The organism is Paenibacillus sp. HW567 (assembly GCF_000374185.1).
Classification (GTDB): Bacteria; Bacillota; Bacilli; order Paenibacillales; family Paenibacillaceae; genus Paenibacillus_AQ.
Genome location: NZ_KB910518.1, coordinates 6,657,885 through 6,678,464, shown reverse-complemented (window position 1 = coordinate 6,678,464; position 20,580 = coordinate 6,657,885). Strand labels below are relative to the sequence as shown.

Annotated in this window: 9 protein-coding genes; all 9 read right to left on the bottom strand. The window is 44.2% G+C overall.

The window, feature by feature from the left end; translation table 11 throughout:
- Positions 1 to 4: 4 nt before the first annotated feature.
- From B212_RS0129790 to B212_RS0129750, 9 genes are read right to left on the bottom strand one after another with little or no spacing between them, the layout of a single operon-like run.
- A complete protein-coding gene (locus B212_RS0129790; protein ID WP_019915017.1) occupies positions 5 to 568 on the bottom strand; it encodes a chorismate pyruvate-lyase family protein in 564 nt (187 codons plus the stop codon).
- 1 nt (position 569) lies between these two features.
- Positions 570 to 1,538, bottom strand: a complete 969-nt coding sequence (locus tag B212_RS0129785; RefSeq protein WP_019915016.1) for a hypothetical protein — start codon at positions 1,536 to 1,538, stop codon at positions 570 to 572.
- Positions 1,538 to 3,259: a carbamoyltransferase family protein gene (locus B212_RS0129780; protein WP_019915015.1), complete on the bottom strand. Its 1,722-nt coding sequence runs from the start codon at positions 3,257 to 3,259 to the stop codon at positions 1,538 to 1,540. The genes B212_RS0129785 and B212_RS0129780 overlap by 1 nt, the downstream gene beginning before the upstream one ends.
- A 16-nt stretch (positions 3,260 to 3,275) precedes the next feature.
- Positions 3,276 to 4,073: a dimethylarginine dimethylaminohydrolase family protein gene (locus B212_RS0129775; protein WP_019915014.1), complete on the bottom strand. Its 798-nt coding sequence runs from the start codon at positions 4,071 to 4,073 to the stop codon at positions 3,276 to 3,278.
- A 6-nt stretch (positions 4,074 to 4,079) separates the two neighbouring features.
- Positions 4,080 to 7,283, bottom strand: a complete 3,204-nt coding sequence (locus B212_RS0129770) for a non-ribosomal peptide synthetase (protein WP_232231600.1) — start codon at positions 7,281 to 7,283, stop codon at positions 4,080 to 4,082.
- Positions 7,284 to 7,303: 20 nt separating this feature from the next.
- Positions 7,304 to 10,564, bottom strand: a complete 3,261-nt coding sequence (locus B212_RS0129765) for a non-ribosomal peptide synthetase (protein ID WP_019915012.1) — start codon at positions 10,562 to 10,564, stop codon at positions 7,304 to 7,306.
- A gap of 1 nt (position 10,565) precedes the next feature.
- Entirely contained in the window at positions 10,566 to 13,796 is a 3,231-nt protein-coding gene (locus B212_RS0129760; RefSeq protein ID WP_019915011.1) for a non-ribosomal peptide synthetase, read from the bottom strand.
- 12 nt (positions 13,797 to 13,808) lie between these two features.
- Complete coding sequence (locus tag B212_RS33530; RefSeq protein WP_019915010.1) at positions 13,809 to 20,300, bottom strand: non-ribosomal peptide synthetase; 6,492 nt, start codon at positions 20,298 to 20,300, stop codon at positions 13,809 to 13,811.
- Positions 20,300 to 20,575 carry an acyl carrier protein gene (locus B212_RS0129750; protein ID WP_019915009.1) on the bottom strand — a complete coding sequence of 92 codons (276 nt, stop codon included), beginning with the start codon at positions 20,573 to 20,575 and terminating at the stop codon, positions 20,300 to 20,302. Before B212_RS0129750 ends, B212_RS33530 begins: the two co-directional genes overlap by 1 nt.
- Positions 20,576 to 20,580 lie beyond the last annotated feature (5 nt).

Below are 20,580 nucleotides of genomic sequence, written 5' to 3'. Positions count from 1 at the left end.
AAATTCAACTCCAGGATTTATTTACATTTTCTAAATAATGTACAGAAAAGTGTTCAGCAATAATGCATATCGGTTGCCGCTGACTGCTTATTTGATATATTTTTCGGACAACCCTGTCTTTCTGGTCCTGCAACACAACGGAATAACTCTCATTCATGCCTGCCGGCATCACACTTACATCGAGTATTTTCCTATGCACTTCCCACTCTCTCTCCTCCAGTATTTTTCCAATTGGAATATTCGTATTTTCCAGGCTGCTCTTAATTTCTGGATCGAGATTGTGATTAATAAATAATGTAGTGGCATAGATAACCGGTGTAATCATCGAGTAGTTATCTATCATTAAATTGGCCTGCCTATAAGAAAAGTCATTAGTATTACCTTTGTACATCTCCTTATAGGCCTCTGGAATCTCCTTTACTTTTTGATGTGAGATCACGTCCGCCCGGAGATTCTGCTGATGAATTATCGACAAAACCTGGGTCATGGAGGCTGTGCTATATAGCAGCAGCGCTCCGAGCGGTTGATTAGCCATCAAGTGCTTTGGTTCACAATGAGGAAGAGACAATTCAATAACCTCCTAAAACAGAATAATGTTCTGCCAATAATGCTGCCTCTAGCTGTCTAATATTTAGCAGCTTATCCTTCAGTTTCTCAGAATGGCCCGCATGCTGCTGAGCTCCTTTGTTATATTCAATCTGCACCCTCTGCCATCCCGTGATCAGCTTGTCGAGCCGCTCCATCAGCTTAGGTTCTATAATTACATCTGGACATTGTTCCGTACACCATCCCAGAAACATCTTCGTTTTTTGCCAGGCAGCATACCAGGCAATGAAGCATTCGTTGAGTTTCGGAATGATTTGAGGATCATAGATATTCCGGGACTGCAAGAAAACATCCAGGATAACATCATTCTCCGGGTCCGCTACTCTCTGCTGCAACAGATGCTCAGCATGGGTTCTCAGCAGTTCCTGAATATTCGGTATGCGGCAATCGAATGAATCCATATTCTCCATGAAGTAGGGTACCCAGTAATGACCGTTTGCCCCTTCTCCTTTCAGTACTGCTTCATCCAGTATCCCTCTCTCAATCTCCGTAATTAAATAATTCTGGGAATCGCCAACAGTATAACTACTCTCTGTTACTCCCAGTATGGAGAGCCTTGTTCCAAGACTCTCCTTTCTGTAATTGGGGGAATAGGGGATAAAGAAGCTATCTCCTGATACAAAAAACGGGCGTTGATGCTTATCGTATAGTTCGTAAACACTGTTAAAGCTCTCCTCCTGTATATTCCCTGTACAGATTCGGATTCCGTACAAACTTCTCGCCTTATTCCAGAAGTCTTCTTCCTCAAAGTGTTGCAGGAAGTCTCCCTTCCGCAGACATTCATCTATAAGGGAATACACATTATGGAAATCATTGTAGAAAAAAGGTCTCATGTCGTACCCGTTGCTCTCCAGATAGGTTAGCGACTGATGCTCTTTGCATCCGGTGATAAAATGATATTTTCTGGCGACTTTCAGGCTATACTGACTCATTAAGCCCCCCCTTGATGGAGGGAGATATTCTTGATCAAATAATCTCCTATCGCCAAGTAGTCAATATTAGCATTCAAGAACGTGCGGATAGCTCCCTCCGGATTACATACGATAGGCTCGTTGTCATTAAACGAAGTGTTCAACAGCATCGGCACTCCAGTAATTCCTTTGAAATGTTCAATCAAGGAATAATATCTCGGATTGGTTGACTTCTTCACAGTCTGAATCCGGCTTGTCCCGTCCACATGCACCACAGCCGGGATCTTATCCATCACATTACTTTTGACCTTATACGTGATTAGCATATAGTCGGACACGTCCGACTTCTTGGGAATTATAAAGAATTGCTCAGCGTCCTCATCTAATACACTTGGAGCAAACGGGCGGAAGTCCTCTCTTTTTTTCACAGCTCTATTCATTCTTTCCTTATTCCCGAGTACTCTTGGATCAGCAAGCAGACTTCTATTCCCAAGAGCTCTTGGACCGAACTCCATTCTGCCCTGGAACCACCCGACAATATTTTGGTCTGCCAGCAGCTGGGCAACCCGTTCTTCAATATTAGTTATTTTCTCAAATGTCAGGCCATACTCTACTAAAGTTGCTTCAATCGCTTCATCTGTGAATTGCGGCCCCAGATAGGCCGTAGTGACTTGTGGCGGTTGATAGTTCGCCAGATGGATATTCCATAGCGTATAAGCCGCTCCCATAGCTGTGCCTGCGTCATTTGCAGCGGGCTGAATATAGAGATTCTGGAACCCGGATTGATGAAATGCTATGCCGTTGGCAACACAATTGAGCGCAACCCCGCCAGCCATGCACAGGTTCGTGCTTCCTGTCAAATCATAGGCATGGTTGACCATGCTGACCAGAATCTCCTCCGTTACAGCCTGTAAGGCGGCGGCAATCTTTGTATGAATATCAGTAACCGGCTCTTCCGCTTGTCTCCGGGGAATGCCAAACAGCTTCTCCAGGCCTGTGAAATCATCTTGTCTATACCGGAGAATCTCAGGATCTGTGGTAAACTTCCCATGCTTCCCAATAGCAACACAGCTCCGAAGCTGACTGAGAACAAGCGGGTCTACCGCAACATAAGAAGATAAGCCCATCACTTTGCATGCATCATATTCGGAGAATCCCAGGAACATGCACAGTTTCTCCCACAGGAAGCCCAATGAAGCCGGATACAAATTCTCATCCAAACGGACAATCTGATGGTCAGAACGTTTCCCATACCCCACCAAGGTAGTAGCAGTTTCTCCGATCCCATCAATAACTACTACTGCAGCCTCCTCATACGGAGAAGCAAAAAATGCAGAAGCCCCATGACAAATATGATGATCAATAAAATGAAATTCTCCGCAGAAGCCCATCTCTTTAATCAACTCTTCTACTTTTAGCGTATTGAGGTAGAATTCCGTCTCTCCTCCTTCGCTACCCCAGTTATCTATATCCACATAATCCTTGATTTTATAAGTATCCAAGCGCCGGGCTGGATTAATGGAATAACCGATGTGATCAACATTCTGCAGCGTAATCCCCGCTTCTTTTAGACAATAGGAGATAGATTGCAGGGGTAATTCGTGAGGATTATCCAATCTTAATTCCTTGCCATGCTTTTTGCGGTTGAAGCGTTCTTCCTCTACTGCGGCAATAACCACACCATCTTTCATCAGGCAGGCAGACGACTCATGATAAACAGAATTAATACCCATTATGTACATTTTTTTAATCCCCTCTTTATAGTGTTAGGACTAGGCAGCGCAAGCTTGCACCTGTTTTTTTGAATTCGCTCATCGGCAGCTTGATCACATTGAAGCCGATTTGATTAAGCTGGCGCTCCAGCTTTTCCGAGCAGTTATCAACAAGAACATTCTGGTTGACCACAATATTATTGCAAACAAAATCACAGGCATCTTGTTCATCTATTTCAATACATACCTCTAAGCTTCTCTGGATCTGTTGAATGGAAGCTTCAGTGAAAGCGGACGGATAGTACATCCCAATATTTTTGGACAAAAGCGCAATCGCATGGCTATTATGGAAAAAACGTGCGTCTGCTAATTGAACCTCGCCCAGAAGCTTCAGTTCTTCAAAGACTTCGCTCGTATATTTGCAGGCTCCCTGGGAAGAGCGCCCTCCGTAGCCGATAAAGTAAACATCATCATATTGGACGACATCACCCAGGCCCTCAAAACTGATATTTTCAGGAATATTAAATACTTTATAATCATGGCTCTTCATCCAGTCTACGTAATGAACAATTTCAGCTTGTCTTTCCTTATGCCTGAAGTTGGAGGGAATGAATTTTCCGTTATAGGCCATTCCGGCATCGCCCACAAAACACATATCCGGAATACCTTCTACTGGATTTAGCAGTTCAATCTCTACTCCCAGCTGAATTAAAGTGTTATATAAATTTTCCCATTGTTGCATAGCCAGATTGCCGTCAATTTGTCCCTCTGCATCTGTCCAGCTGTTTATTGAATAATTGATTACATAATAATCAGGTCTACACATCAGTAATTTGATTATCATCAGCTATCACTCCGTTAAATTAATGATTATTGAAGCCAGCGCCTCAATGGTAGGATTGTCCAGAAAGGTTTGCAACGGTAAATCACAATCGTATATTTCTAAAATTTTGAACAGCATTAGCGGCACCAATAGTGAATGCCCACCGAGATCATAGAATTTTGCCCTACATGAAATTTCGGCAGGGTCAACTTCGAACAGTTCTCCCCAGATCCGGGCCAATTCCTGTTCCACCTCATTCTTAGGCGTTGTGATTTCAGTGTGTATTTCAGGCATTGGACGGTCCAGCAAATTCTGCTTATCTATTTTGTTATTTGGACTGAGGGGAACCGACTCCATCCAGTCAAAAAAGGAGGGGATCATATACTCTGGCAATTTGTTGGCCATATCCTGCTTCAATAGAGCATAGTCAATTTTCCTATCATCGCCCGGAACAATAAAGGCCACCAATTGCAAGATATTGAACCGGTCTGGTTTGATAAGTACAACGGCATCCGAGATCCACGGCATCTGTTTCAGTGTGCTTTCGATTTCACCCAGCTCAATGCGATATCCCCTGAATTTCACCTGATTATCCACCCGTCCGATGAACTCTATATTTCCCTCAATGTTCCTCCTGCCCAAATCCCCTGTTGTATATAATCTTATGGTCTCTGTCTCATTGACGTTGTATAAGATAAATTTCTGGCGGTTCAGCTCTGTGCGGTGGATGTATCCATTGGAAACTCCTGCTCCACCAATGAATATTTCACCTGTGACTCCTTCGGGACAGAGCTTGCCATAGGAATCTATGATAAAAATGCTTACATTAGGCACGGCTGTTCCGATCGGCACAGACTGCTGCGAACCCAGCTTGAAGTTCCTGACTTTATACCAGGCTGCAATTATAGTAGTCTCTGTAGGCCCGTACAGATTATAAAAATTCCTATTGGCCGACCAATGTTCTGCTACAAGTTGCGAGCAGGCTTCCCCACCGGTATATACATTTTCTAAAGAAGGAATTGAATGGCTTACTAAATGCTCCAGAACAAGCATCGGCAGATTGGCATCCGTAATTAGGTGCTCATTCATGTATTCTGCTAATTTAGGAATGGATGTCTTGACATTATTATCAAGCAGGTACAGCGCAGCTCCCGCAGTTAGAGCCGTTAACGTTTCAAATATACTCACATCAAAATTCATGGATACGAACTGAGTAACTCTTCTGCCCGGTTTGAGGCCGAATTCCCTGGCACCTTCGAAAATGATATTGCTCAAGCCGCTATTCTTCACCATGACTCCATTCGGAACACCAGTTGACCCGGAGGTATAGATTACATAAGCCAGTTCTTCACCGGTAATCTGCAAGCTTGGATTCGCCCGGTTATCCTCTTGAGAATCCTCAGCCATACCGTTGATATAGATCAACTCAATATCATGCTCGGACAAGTCCAGAGCAACCTCTTGAGATACGATTACTTTTTTCATTTGTGTATCTTCAATAATGTGATATAACCTCTGCAGTGGATATTCAGGGTCCAAGGGAACAAATGCCGCCCCTGCCTTCAATATCCCTAGAACTGAAGTAACATACTCTATGGATCGTTCAATATGAAGACCAACACAATCGCCTGGACCTACGCCTTGGGTAATAAGCCGATGGGCTAATCGGTTAGCCCGCAAATTTAATTCTGCATACGTTACGGAGTCAGCATGGTCTACGACTGCCGTATGTTCAGGGTACTGCTCAACACAGCGCTCAAACAGCTGATATATAGGGCGCTGCTCCATTCTGTTCTCAGAATCTTTTCTGAAATTATGGCTGATTTCGCTTGGGGTCATAATATTCAGGCAGCCGATGGGAGTCTGCTGTTCCCGGATAATATGCTCCACCAAAGTGCAGAAATGACGAACCATATTCTGAATAGTCTGTGAAGTAAACAGCCAGCAATTATACTCAAAAACAAGGTCAATTCCGTTAGCAGTTTCGGATACCGCTAGTGTTAAATCATATTTTGCCGTATCCATCTGAACAGGGTAGATCGAGACCTCGCATTCAGTTAAATGAACAGTTACTTCGGACACAAATCCCCATACATACATCACCTGGAATAAAGGATGCAAGCTAGGGTTCCGCGGCGGATTAACAGATTCGATGATTTTGCCGAACGGAATACTTTGATGAATCAAAAGATCCTTGACTGTAACGGAGACAGCCTTCAAAAGCTCATCGAACGTTTCATCTGCATCTACCACTGTTCTTACCGGAAGAGTATTTGCAAATAATCCGACTACCTTCTCCTCATTCGCTTCCAGACGATTCACCACGGGCGTTCCGATGACTATATCCCTTTGTCCTGTATACTTGAGCAGAAAAATATTGAATACCGCCAGAAAAAACGTGTAGCTTGTACAACCACACTCTTTACAGATTGCGGTTATTTGATTTTGGAGTTCCTTTGACAAATGCCCTTTGATTTCTCCGCCGTCAAATTTATTTAGATAGGGTCTGGAAAAATCGGTAGGCATAGGCAAAAAATGCGGGGCGCTTTCCAAAAGATTTTTCCAATAACGAATCCCGTTTAGTACATCCCCGGATTTGCTGTTCTTCCCCTCTGACAAGACATGATTCTTATAATGATCTGTAGCAGCCGGCTCCGGCAGATTTGCCCCTGCAATATCTGAACAATAGCTGTTATACAGCTCCTCCAGATCACGAAGCAGGATGACATTCGACCAGCCATCCGTGATGATATGATGCAGAACTATGGAGAACAGACTTTGCTCAGAATCCAGAATAAGCAGTACAAACCGTACAGGTGCAGACTCCTCAAGAACAAAGGCTTCTTTGCATATTTCCGTTAAAATACGCTGCGCTTCCGCTTCCCGTTCTTCCAGATCGAGGTGCTGTAAATCGACTACCCGAAAATCCGGTGATTCATCCACGGCTTTCTGCCACAGCTCGCCTTTTACCGAGTAAATCCTGTGAGTTAATATAGGGTGCTTACGCAACATTCCCCTAATAGCAAAGCTTATCCCGTCTTCTCTAAGCTTTCCCCGAATCCGCATAGCCAATGGAACATTGTATTGGGAAGAGCCGGCTTCACGCTTCTGTATAAACCATAATCTTTGCTGCGCATCTGAAAGAGGATACTCACTGGTATTGTCGAGACCAACAGCGGCCTTTTGCCTCTTTTTCAATAACTCGAATAATTCTTCTCTCTTGCGCTCCATTTCATCTTGATCAGAAGAAATCATACCTTCTCCTTCTTTCTTAATTTCTCAAGCATCGCGTCAATTTCCGCATCGGTCATGTTATTGATAAATTGCTGAAGCTCGGCGTTCTCATCATAAGGTTCTTCTTTCGCATCCAGCTTACTTTGAATGAGGATAGCCAGATGCTTAATCTGCGGACCAGACAGGAATTCCTGAAGACTCAGTTCAATATCGAACTTCTCCTTTATGCGAATAATCAACATCATTGCCTGCAAAGAATGACCGCCCACCTGAAAAAAGTCATCGTCCGCTTGAACTTTCCGCCGCAAGAGTGACTCCCATATTGCTAAGAGTTGCGACTCTACACCGCTGCAAACCATAGGATCGGGATTTTCAGATTTGCCTTCTTCACTTGCCACTCTCTCTCTTAGCCCGGCTCTATCAATTTTGCCGACTTCATTAAGAGGCATTGAATCCAGCAAATATATCCTGGAGGGGATCATATACTCTGGCAGTATCGTCGACAAATAAGGTTTAAGATCAGGCTTAGCTTGCTCTGCATCGGTATTACTTTGTACAAATGCAACTAACTCCCCCTGCTCATAGAGCACTGCAGTAAGCTGCACCTGCTCGTAAAGGTTGATCGCCCTCTCCACTTCAGCCAGCTCAACCCGATATCCGCGGACTTTGACCTGGTTGTCCAATCTCCCTAAATACTCAAGTTCACCGCCGGGATGAAACTTTGCACGGTCTCCCGTCTTATAGCATCTCCCTGAAGATTGCTGAATGAAATATTTCCCGGTCAAAGCTGCGTTATTCAGATAGCCTTCAGCAACTTGCGCTCCACTCAGGTAGAGTTCACCTTCACTCTCGTTCAGCGGCTCCTCTTCATCAACTGGTACAACTCTTACCTCTACATCCGGCAATGGAAAACCAATCGGAACGGAATGTCCTAACCTCTCATCTCCCACGCTGTAAGTCAAGACTCCTACAGTAGTTTCAGTAGGGCCATAGTGATTGTAGATTTGACATTCGGAGGAGACTTTTCGAATGCTGTCAACAACACTCCACTCCAGGGTCTCCCCTCCGAAAACAATCGCTTTGTTCGGAAGCAATCTTTGATCCACTTGTCTGCCGGTAAGTGCTTTAAAGTGGGAAGGGACGATTTTGTAAATATCTATCTCATTCGCGTGAATAAAAGCAGCAAACAAATGAGGGTCCAACGTTGTTTCTTTTGGCGTAATGTGCAGACATCCTCCAGTAGCTAATGCCGGAAAGATCATCGTGTACCCCAGGTCACTATAGAAGCTGGAGACAAGTGCAAACTGACGGCATTCATTCAGTCTGAATCGTTGCACAATGGCCTCTATATAATGGTTCAGCTGTTTGTAACCGACCATTACACCTTTCGGAGTGCCTGAGGTGCCAGAGGTATAAATCACATAGGCCAGATCAGAATTACACCTTCTAAGTACCCGGTTATTGTATGCCCTACCCGTCAGTTCAGATTGGATATTCTCCAAATACACAATATCAATAGAAGCAGCCAGTGCTTCAAAGCGGGCTTGGTATTTCTTCTCGGTAATTAGAATCCTCAGATTGGAGTTATAGCATATTTCCAGTATTCGCTTGTCTGGAAGCTCTGGATCAATAGCCGAGTATCCCAGCTTCAGCTTCATCATTGCGAGCATCGTTATGACCACATCCGGTCCTTGATCCAGACAAAAACCCGCCAGTACCGGCTGTGCATCCAGCAACTTCTCCAAATGATTAATCACGCAATCCGATCGTTTATTTAATGTTTCATATGTGTATTCCTTTTCCTTGTATACCAAAGCAGTACTACCCGGATTCAAATTGACTTGTTGCTGGAATGATTTAAGAAATCCCTGATCTTCCTCCGAAACCTCGGCTGGTACCTGCAAAGATCTGCTCTTATAAAACATTTCCTCCAGCGGAAGCTTGGGACTGCTTAATAGCTCTGCCAGAATAGCTTGATAGTCTCTGCACATTTCCTCCATCTGTTCAGAACTGAACAGCCCAAGATCATATGAAAACCAACCATGTATCCCACCTGGGATAATCTCCAGATTTACATGAAGATCATATTTCACCCGCTCAGGGTTCAGCCCTAACCGGTCTATATGAACCTGCTCAGATTGTAGAGACTGAGGTTGATTCTGAAGAGCAAATAGAATCTGATAGATCGGATGAATATTGGCATTTCTACGGGTTGCCGCTACATTTTCTACCACCTTTTCAAATGGAACTTCCTGATTCATCAAGGATTGGATGAATTCATTTCGCACGGCTCTGAATAACTCGTGAAACAGCCAATGGCCTTCGATTCGGTTGCGCAAGACAACTGTATTCACGAAACATCCTATGGTCTGTCCAATCGCGGGGTCGTTCCGGTTAGCTACAGGAGTGCCAACTAAAAACTCCTTGTTTCCGCTATGCAGCCATAACACGACGGTAAACGCAGACATCAAGGTTACAAACAAAGTTCCGCCATGATCTATACTAAAGGCAGACAGTTGATCAACCATCTGCTGGTCCAGTTGGAAGGACACGAACTCCCCGCGATTACTGTATTCTTTACGCCAGATGTAGCTGTATAGTCTCTTAGGAAACACCTTTTCATGATGGAGCAGCTTGTTTACCCAGTAATCCATTTGCTCTTTGGTATATCCTTTTGAAGACACGTTATAATCAGCAAATTGAATCTGAGGCAATAATTCAGGAATCGGACGTTTCGCTGCCAATGCATCATATACTTGAAAAAGCTGTGACATAAGCAGATTATTGGACCAGCCATCGCTGACGATATGATGCACAACAAGCAGAAGCACATGTGTATCCGAATCTATCTGATAGAGAACCATGCGGATCAACGAATCATTTTGCAGATCAAAGGCTACGCCGGCCTCCCTCTTTAATTCCTGTAAAATAGCGTCCATTGGATAGTTGAGCATAGATTTGTAATGCATACTGATGGGTCTATGCTGATGAACGGTTTGTACAGGAAGTTCTCCGCTGAGATGAAAGGAGGTCCGTAGAATGTCGTGACCCTCAATAACTGTGTTCATAGCCAGCTCAAGCCATTCCCTGCGAAGTGTTCCTTCCAGCAACAGCACAAGCGGCATATTGAAAATTCCAGCTTCCGGTCTCATTTGATCCATATACCAAATTCCATACTGCGCACTAGTTAAGGGGAAGTTCTCCCTGTCCGGGTTCGGACTCACACACCATAGCTGTTCATCTTTCCGCCGGGTAGGCTCACCCTTGAAAGGTTCCATGCTATTGATCTTCTCCTTTGGCTATAAGTTCCGAGACGATTCCACTAATTTGCTCCAAGAGCGGATGATCAAAAATATCCATTAGGGTCACATCAACATGAAACACCTCTTGAATGCGCCTAATCAACTGCAGAGCATTTAGGGAATTTCCGCCCACCTCAAAATAGTGGCTTTTCTGTGTATATCCCCGGGTTCCAGTAATCTCCGACCATAGACCGCTTAAGATTCTTGCTTGCTCTTCATGGAGCTTAAAAGACTCATTCACATCAATCTCTGCAGATTCATTCGGTCTCGGCAATTTCTTTTTGTCCACTTTCAAATTGGGAGTAAGCGGCAGCTCCTTCAACAGCATAATAATCGAAGGGACCGAATAAGCCGGTAGCAGCGTACTCAGATGGCTTCTTATTGCTTGCTCTGAAATATCTGCTACAGCGTAAGCTACCAGAACCGGTTCCTGCTGTATATCATCCCGCAGAACTACGATACTCTCTTTGATTCCCGGATGTTCATTTAAGACCTCTTCTATTTCATCCAGCTGAATCCGATATCCATGCCACTTGACCTGACGATCCTCTCGCCCCATAAATTGAAGCGTTCCATCATTCATCCATCGGGCTCTGTCACCGGTTTCATACATGATTCCCTCATGAAAAGGATCTTGTCTAAATTTGGCCTGCGTTAACTCCTTTTGATTCAAATAACCCCTGGATACACTCTTCCCGCCTATATACAGGCTTCCTGTCACTCCTGCAGGTACTGGCTGATCATATTTGTCCAGGACATACATATTTGTATTCGCAATAGGTCTGCCAATAGGAACTGCTCCGCTTGAATCATCCTGCAAGTCCGGGCTTACCTTATGAACAGAAGACCATATCGTAGTTTCCGTTGGGCCATACATATTGTAAATATCCCCTTGGAACCCTGCCGAGTATATCTCCTTAACCAGCCCCGTCCCAACTAATTCGCCGCCCAATAAAATGGTCTTCAGATTAATATCCTTGATGAGGTGCTGTTCGAGCAAAATCTTCATCATGCTTGGTGTACTCTGAAGAATGGTAGCATTGTGCTCTGCGATCATAGACTTCAGTGAGAATTGGCTTTCTTTGCCGATTAATTCATTTTCAAACACAGCAGTTTTGCCTAGTATTAGGACGCTAGCGCCTTTTATTAACGGGGCCAGAAGCTCCAGCAAAGATATATCAAAGACAATTGTTGACGAAGCGACCATTACGTCTTCATCGCAGATCCCAATTACTTTGGATACACTTATTAAGGTATTGATCAGATTCACGTGAGTAATCATGACACCTTTGGGCGCTCCCGTAGAACCAGAAGTATAAATTACGTAGGCGGTAGACTCTGACTGGCTGCTTAATTCATCTACAGGCAAATTTGAAAATAATTGTTTGTCTTCAGCAGGTACGATAAGCTCAGTTCCCGTTAGCGCAGGCAGCAAGGCTGTCTCAGGGTCAGCAACCACATATTTCAATCCTGAATGCTTGATAATTTGTTCAATCCGCTTCTCCGGGAACGTAGGATCTATCGGCAAAAAGGTTCCGCCGGATTTAATAATCCCTATAAGATTGATTAACAACCCCAGCGATCTCTGCATACATAGTCCCACTAAGGTATTGCTGCCAACTCCCCTCTCTCGGAGTAATCTGGCAACCTGATTAGACTGATTATCCAGTTCCCTGTAAGTGATCGAGCAATCTTCGAAAAGGGCCGCCACCCGCTCTGGATACCGGGATGAGGTTACCTTAAAGCATTCCATTATATGCTGTGGAACCGTTAGTTCTTCTGTTCTGCTCCATTCCGAAGTCAAGGTATTAAAGCTCGCTTCATCAATAAGAGAAAGTTGCTCTATCGGATTCTGCGGATAAAGCACCATTTGATCCAACAGGTGATAATAGTCCCTGATCATAGAATGTATGGTTGCAGAATTGTACATATCAGAGTTATACTCAATCGCCAGCTCCAGATTCTTATCATTTTCAGTAATATCAAAGATCATATCCATCTTGGCGTAGCTATTATCCAGTCTTGTTACCTTCCAGTGGCCTTTTGAATCATCAAATTGCGACAATGTATTGTTGTAATTAAACATGACCTGAAAAATAGGATTGAGATTAGACTGTCTATTAGGATTTATCTTTTCCACGATGCTCTCAAATGGAACTGACTGAAAACTTTGGACTTCAAGTAAATTCCGCCGGACCTGTTCCAGCAGATCAAGCACTGTTGCGGCCTCCTCATGAATTCTGAATCTCAAGGGAAGACTGTTTGCAAAATAACCGAACACCTTCTGAAAATCCTGATTCACTCTATTAGCAAAGGCAGTTCCCACTACAATGTCATCCTGATAGGTATAACGATGGAGTAGTATGACAAAGGCTGTTAGCATTGAATTGAACAGGGTCGTCCCTTGTGCTGCCGAAAACCTCCGCAAATCCTCCAGCTTGTTCTGTTGAATAGTGAAATTAGCCCCACCGGATTTTGGCCGAATACTTTTGCTGCGCATGTGATCCGAGGGCAATCTTAAAAGCTCAAAGTCCTTAAACATGTGCTCGAACCTTTGAATAGAATCCTTAAATTCACCGTTCAACAACTTTCGTCTCTGAATTTCACAATACTGTCCATACTGGGCTGGCAGTGGCGGAAGCACCATTGCCGTGCCGGTCAGCAGTGACTGGTATATTTCATACAGCTCATTGAAAAAGATAGCGTTGGACCAACCATCACAAATTATATGATGAAATACGAAGAGCAGTTTCCATTCGCCCGAGCCTTTTAGCAAAGTAGCCCGAAATAATGGAGCTGATCTTAAATCAAAAGGTTGCTGAATAAATTGAACGATTTCCTCACAGTTATCATCCTGCACTGTAAACTCTGACAAGGAAATTTCAAGATGATCCAGAATAATCTGCTTGTACTCGGTCTTACTTGAAATACGCGTCCGTAAGGCTTCGTGTCTTTTAACTAACAGGTTAATAGACTGTTCCATCCGCCTAACATCCGTATTCATCTCAATATTCAGTACAAACGACTCGTGATAAGCAAGAGTTGAGCTCATTTCATCCAGAATCATTAATTGCTGCTGTGAGAACGATAAGGGATATTCATTGAGCTGCAGAGAGTCCGATGTCACCGGATGCTGTTGGTTTCTAAGCAATATCTTCAACAGCTCACTTCGCTTCTGGTGAACCGACTTTTGATCGTATTCTTGCATGATACATCCACCTCATATTTCGAGTTTTTGAATTAACTCATCCAGCTCATCCTCGGACAAAGAATGCACATACTGCAAATTATCCAATATAAAGGATTTCTCTTTACTCATAATGTTTTCCAGTTCCAGGCTCAGCAGATGGATAGTTGGGTTGTCGTAAATTTGCTTAATAGATAGATCAAGCTCCAGCTCTCTATTGATCTGATGAATGATCCTTGTGATTACGATGGAGTTCCCTCCCAATTCAAAGATATTATGATTTATCCCAATATTCTGGATTCTTAAGATTTCTGCCCAAATGGTAGCAAGGTGCTTCTGTAAAGGTGTCAGCTGATCATGATTGGCTTCATGCTGTTCCCCCGCCGCTATTTTGGGTTTTGGAAATGACTTGTAATCTATTTTTCCGTTGGCGGTTAGTGGAATATCGTCGACCTCGACAATAAAGTCAGGAACCATATATGACGGCAGCAGTGTGCGCAAATATTCCTTCAGTGCAGCAGTATTTCCCTGCTGCCTGGAGCTGCTTGCAGGGATATTAAAGTATTCATTCAAATCGGTATTCTGTAAGCCAGCTGGAGACTTCTCATTCAGCAGATTAAAGCCTTCCGGCTGGGTAGTGATTAGAATATCTGACTTCCCCATCTCACTGTATCTGAACTGCAGCTGCTTGCCGGATTCCGCAATCCGTCCGCGCAGTTCACTCACGGCAACAGCATCATCTTCACTGCTCGTCAATGTAACGGCAGAGATCGGCGTGTTCCCGGATTGAGCCATCAGCAGATCGTAATTCTGAATATCCTTAGCCACAAGGGAATTCATCATCTCAGTAATCAAGACGGGTTCTTCCATTTCCAGCAATCTGTTCAGTTGTCCGTGAGTCAATAGTGACTCCTCCAGCTCTACCCGGCTCATGCCAGAATCAGAGCAAGCCGCCGGCTCGTCACCGATATGAATAATAACATCGTATCTGAACTTGCTAAGCTCGTTGGCGTAGCAAGCTTCCTTCGGCAAAATGTCTATAGCTGAAATTCTGGGCTCCCAATCTTTCAAGTGCCTGAAGAGCTGCGGATGAATGCACAGCTCCTTCTCCGACTCCAAGGATCTCTGAATCTCATCTAATAGCTCTTGGACTGTCTTATCCTGCTTAGCTCTATATAATAAGGTTGAAGAATAAAATGCCGGCAATAGTGATAAATCCCGAATATCTCCGATGAAAATTTCTCCACATCCGGCGATCTTATCAATAGATTGCTTCAATACAGATAAAAAGTAACCCGCGTTAGGGAAGTATTGCGAGACAGAATTTATGATGATTACATCAAAGGACTGGCTTTGAATCCCTGACAAATCATTCGCCATTCGCTCTTCAAGGAAAATCGTGTCTTTATGATCCTTGTAGAACTCGGAGAGCCTGCTCACCGCCATTTCAGATAAATCTATCCCATGATAAAATACTGCCTGAGGTGCTACAGCATGCAGGATCAGTCCCGTCCCACAGCCAATTTCCAGTACTCTTTGCGGGGATAGGGATAGAATCCTTTGAACCGTCTGATCCAGCCATTCCTCCATCTCCACAGTAGGAATTAGCTTGTAGTCATAGCTGCTTATCCAGCCACTGAAATCATGAGTAATCCCCTTCTGGGATTGGGTGTATATTTCATTAAAGACGTACCCCCACTCTCCTACTGTGCCTCTATCATCTCCAGGATATTGACTGTCACCTTTCGTGATATACGAGATCAATTTCTTATCCGTCGGATCGTTCTCTGCCTCTTGCATCATCGTAACGGCTTTACTAACCTCGGGATGTTTTATGAGCGCAGTATTGATCTCCCCCAGCTCAACCCGGAAGCCTCTATTTTTCACCTGGAAATCTCTTCTGCCCAAAAATACAATGTAGCCGTCTTTATGGAGCAATCCATAGTCACCGGTTCTATACAGCCTTCCGTGTTCCGGATGATGAATGAAAGAAAGGGATGTCTTCTCTGGATCGCCCTGATACCCTTCGGCCACCCCGGCCCCTCCAATATAAAGTTCACCTTCTATACCGACCGGACAGCACTCCAAATTGAAGTTCAATACCATAACCTTCTGATTATCCAGGCTGTATCCGTAGGGAATACTGCTCCAGGAATCTTCAATATGGGTTATTGGATAATAGATAGACCATATTGAGGCTTCTGTGGCTCCTCCAAGACTGACAACGGAAGCAGCTGTAAAATGCGCCGTGATCTGTTCTGGCAAATTCATCGGAATCCAGTCTCCACTCAATAAAGCCAGCCGTAAATGGTCATCCCTGGCATCCGGTGACAAATAATCGACCATCAAGCCCATGAGTGAAGGGACAGTGTTCCATATGGTGATATTCTCCTTCTCCATGATCCGCCTAATCCCGGAGAGGTTAGTCGGGTCATCAACCTGTACCAGGGTGGCACCTGAAATTAGAGCGCCAAAAATATCGTATACCGACAAATCAAAACATAAGGATGACAAACCTATGATCCGATCACCAGTCGTAACATTGAATTTCCGGTTAATATCTGTAATTGTGTTCACAGCAGCCATATGCGTAATAAGCACGCCCTTAGGCTGACCAGTACTTCCTGAGGTATATATGATGTAGGCTATGTCCGCTGGATTATATGATATTTCCGGTAAGTCACAGGAATATCGACTGTAATCCAATTCCTGTTCTCCAAGCACGAGTTGGCAATGACTATTGTGCCGAATATGATTCTGATAGGCTTCAGGCGACTTGGGATCTATCGGAACATAGGTCCCTCCTGCCTTTAACACCGCAAGGACATGAACAATTGACCGCAAATCACGGGTTGCATAGACTCCTATCCGATCACCCTTCTGAACATGATGGTCCAGCAAATAATGGGCCAGGCGATTGGATTCCGTCATGAGCTGAGAATAAGTCATCTGTTCATTGCCGTGGATCACTGCAATTTCATTGGGTGTTTTCTTAGCCTGACTTTCTATTAAATCTTGTAAGGTAGTCCCCGAAGTAAGGAGGGCTTCATGTTCGCTAATTCCTTCTACCTCTTGAACCGCCAAGAAGCTGTCTGCTCCATCTATAACTCTCTTTATAAGAGATATGTAATATGTGAACATGGAATCTATTGTTTCCTGTTCAAACAATTGCTCTACATAATCCCAGCCAATCACCAGTTCACCGTTATTCTCCATGACTTGGTGGTCCAGATACACCTGCGAGCCTTGACCGTATAAAGTTCTTACCTCTCCTATCCGGGACCAATGCCCCCAGCCCTTGCTGTCTTCACTGATCATACTTGTAAAGACAACCGGGATCGCTGCCTGGAAGCCCAGACTATGGTATCTGGAATACTCTCTTATAAATTCCACGCCATCGAATAATCTGTGCTCAAGCGCTTCCAGTAATGTGGCATGCAGCTTCCGGGTTTCGGCCCATATGGATGAGCTATCAAACATAACCGCAATCGGAATAATCGAGGTGAAGTCGCCCAGCATCTCCTTAGCCTCGGGATGAACCGGAAGACGGTTAAAGGATGTTAAATTAAGCGCCAGCTGCGATTGATTGCTCCAATGTGCAAGCACATAACTGTATAACGTGCATAAGAGCGCTGACATTGTAACTTCATGAGATTTCGCCAGACCCTTAAGCTTCTCACACTGGTCAGCAATCAGAGATTGACTGATCCGCTTGAAGTTTGGCTTCCTGACCGAAGACACAGGCTGCTGCAGATTGAGCAAAGGCGGCGTTGGAAATGAATTAAGCCTGGAGAGCCAATACACCTTGTCCTCAACATATTGTGCCGTATTCTTCAATTGAGAATAAGCGGTCATGTAGTTTCTGGTGTCAAAACTTAAGGGCCGTAGGAGACATTCCGGTTCAGCATAGACATTCATCAATTCCGCTGCAAATTTCTGTAAACTCCTTGCATCCACAATCAGCAGGTCGAAGCTAAAAAACAAATGATGCAATGTATCCGAGACCGCATACGCCTTAACCTCAAACAATGGCCACTTCGTGGCGTCAAACATTGAACGGGCGTACTCTTCGCGTGCTATTTCCAATTGTTTATCTTGCTCCAATGGATCTAAATGCCTCAAGTCCACAACTTGAATGGTATACGGAGGAACGTCCTCCAAGATCTTTTGGTAACCATCCAGGCGGAATACAGTTCTTAAAGTAGAATATTTATGAATCAGCTGCTGGAGGCTGGCATTGACCCGTTCAATGACCAAGGGCGATTCAATCTCCAAAAATACATAGTTTGAAATCCCCCCCAATTCAAATCTTTCGTCTCTACCAATCAAATAGGCACTTTGCACCTCAGTTATCGGGAAATACTCCGTATCCCCCCAATCAACTGAAGGATTCTCCGCGAAAGGTACCGTTTGATTCTCTCTGGATTCGTCATTGGCCTGTGATGCCAAGTATTCTGCAATATCCGCTATGCTGCCCAAACGGTGAAATTCTTTGACACCAATATCTAAGCAGAACTCCTTTTTGATGAGATCAATAATAATCAGCATTGAAATGGAGTCTCCGCCCAATTCGTAAAATGAAGCGTGAACATCTACATCATCATACTCAAGTATTTCTTCCCAAATACTGCTTAATGTATTTATGGTATGCTGCAGCCCTATGACTGGAAGCAATTCAGCAGCAGCCACATCATGTTCCTGGACCTTATCGTTACCCTTGTCCTTGTACGAAGGACGGCCAATTCGGGAGAATGATGCCGGGAGATGAATCCAGCATTCTTTTTTGTCATAGGGATAGTACGGTACTCTTACACGGCCTTGATTGTCATACAGCATTCGCCACTCGATATTAATTCCATCCAGATACAACTGGCACAGCTCACGCCAAAGCCCTTCTGGTGCTTCGCCTTCTCTCAACAACAGGAGCAGCTCATTGGAGCGCCGGCTGAATTTACGGGAACCATCAATATCTTTATAGTGGTTAGACTCACCCGTACTTATAAATTCTCCAAGCTCTTTCAGCAATTCATCCACATTTGTGAAAAATACGCAGAAGCTGTGCCGGTAATGTCCTCTGCCCGTGCTCTGAGTGAAGCAAATATCGTCTATATCCTCGGTTGTTGTTGTTAAATAGGCGGCATAATGCTCCGCAAGCTTTAGTAATGAATGCTTAGATTTTGCCGATATAGCCAGGATATTGGGTCTTGAATTGCTTGATCTCTCCGTCTTGCGGGTGCTTTCAGGTGCTTGTTCAAGCACGACATGACAATTGGTTCCACTTAGACCAAATGAGCTTACTCCGCATATTTTTCTCGTTACATCCCAGGGAGCTAACTTGCTATTTACAAAAACCGGAGATTTCTCGAAATCAATCTGTTCGTTAGGCTCAGAATAATGAATGCTCGGAAGAAGTTTACCTTCCTTCAGCATAAGTACAGTCTTTAATAACCCCGCTATACCCGCCGCCTCGTGCAGATGCCCCAAGTTGCTTTTTACAGAGCCTATCGCGCAAAACTGCTTGTTCGCCGTATAGTTCTCGAAAGCCAGACGTAATCCCTCAACTTCAATAGGATCTCCAAGCTTTGTACCTGTTCCATGCGCTTCAATATACGTAATTTCCTCGGGATTAATGTTTGCATTGTCCCACGCCTCCCTAAGAACGTCTGCTTGAGCATGAACATTGGGAGCTGTAATCCCTATGGTAATTCCGTCCTGGTTAATTGAACTTCCTTTGATTACAGCATAAATATGATCTTTATCTTGTATCGCACTCTTCAAGGATTTCAGAAGCACAACCCCTGCGCCTTCCCCAAATCCACTGCCATCGGCTGTATTATCAAACGATTTGGTTCTGCTGCTGGAGGATTCAATCCCGATAGTCCGATTCATAGCAGGGAAGAGATTCAGCCTGGCACCACCTGCAAGGGAATAGTCAGTTTCTCCTTTGATAATAGAGCTGCAAGCCAGATGAATCGCAACAAGCGAAGATGAACAAGCCGTATCCACAAGCATTGTCGGCCCCTTTAAATCCAGATAATAAGAGATCCGGCTGGGGAGCATGGAGGGCAAATTGCCTAAATACAGCGTAGTGTCATCAATGCCTTCAATGTCAGTAACCGCCTGCTTGTATTTGAAATATTCTTCTTCGATCTTTATCCCCGCATAGACACCTGTTCTGCTGCCCGACAATTGCCCCCCTCCATAACCAGCATCTTCAATGGCCTCATGGGAGACTTCAAGAAATAAACGCTGGGTAGGGTGCATGTATCTGGCATCCTTCGGAGACAATCGAAAAAGTTCATTATCGAACAAATTAATATTCTCCAGATAGGCCTGCTGCGGCAATCCTCCCTGAAATTCTTCACTGTATTCTTCTAAGAAAGTTCTTCGCCATTCCGGCATATCCGTGATCAAATCCGTTCCTTCTGACAGCAACCTCCAAAAGTCCTCAAGATTATCACATTGCGGCATTCTAAGCGAAACACCAATAATGGCCACGTCATTGTCTATATTCGTACTTTTCATTAGTGATCACCTTCCAGTGATTTTTTGTTATCTATGATGGCCAAAGCATGGTTAGCTATGGTAAAGACCGTCGGGTACATAAAAAAATGCACAACCTGAAAGTCAATTCCCAATTCTTGCTGGATACTTGCTGCAATTCTCGTTAGTTGCAGGGAATTCCCGTCCACCTCCAGAATCATTCGATCCAGCTCCGGCACATTGCCCAGGCACATTTTCAAAATCCCGTTAATTATGGTTATGATCTTGTTCAGATCTTCCGCTTTATCCATGTCCATCGCAG

What these genes read in the sequence shown, in the direction of transcription:
- B212_RS0129760 (WP_019915011.1), bottom strand. Translation starts at nt 13,796, where the DNA reads ATGCAAGAATACGATCAAAAGTCGGTTCACCAGAAGCGAAGTGAGCTG.
- B212_RS0129780 (WP_019915015.1), bottom strand. Translation starts at nt 3,259, where the DNA reads ATGTACATAATGGGTATTAATTCTGTTTATCATGAGTCGTCTGCCTGC.
- B212_RS0129750 (WP_019915009.1), bottom strand. Translation starts at nt 20,575, where the DNA reads ATGGACATGGATAAAGCGGAAGATCTGAACAAGATCATAACCATAATT.
- B212_RS0129770 (WP_232231600.1), bottom strand. Translation starts at nt 7,283, where the DNA reads ATGGAGCGCAAGAGAGAAGAATTATTCGAGTTATTGAAAAAGAGGCAA.
- B212_RS0129775 (WP_019915014.1), bottom strand. Translation starts at nt 4,073, where the DNA reads ATGATAATCAAATTACTGATGTGTAGACCTGATTATTATGTAATCAAT.
- B212_RS0129765 (WP_019915012.1), bottom strand. Translation starts at nt 10,564, where the DNA reads ATGGAACCTTTCAAGGGTGAGCCTACCCGGCGGAAAGATGAACAGCTA.
- B212_RS33530 (WP_019915010.1), bottom strand. Translation starts at nt 20,300, where the DNA reads ATGAAAAGTACGAATATAGACAATGACGTGGCCATTATTGGTGTTTCG.
- B212_RS0129785 (WP_019915016.1), bottom strand. Translation starts at nt 1,538, where the DNA reads ATGAGTCAGTATAGCCTGAAAGTCGCCAGAAAATATCATTTTATCACC.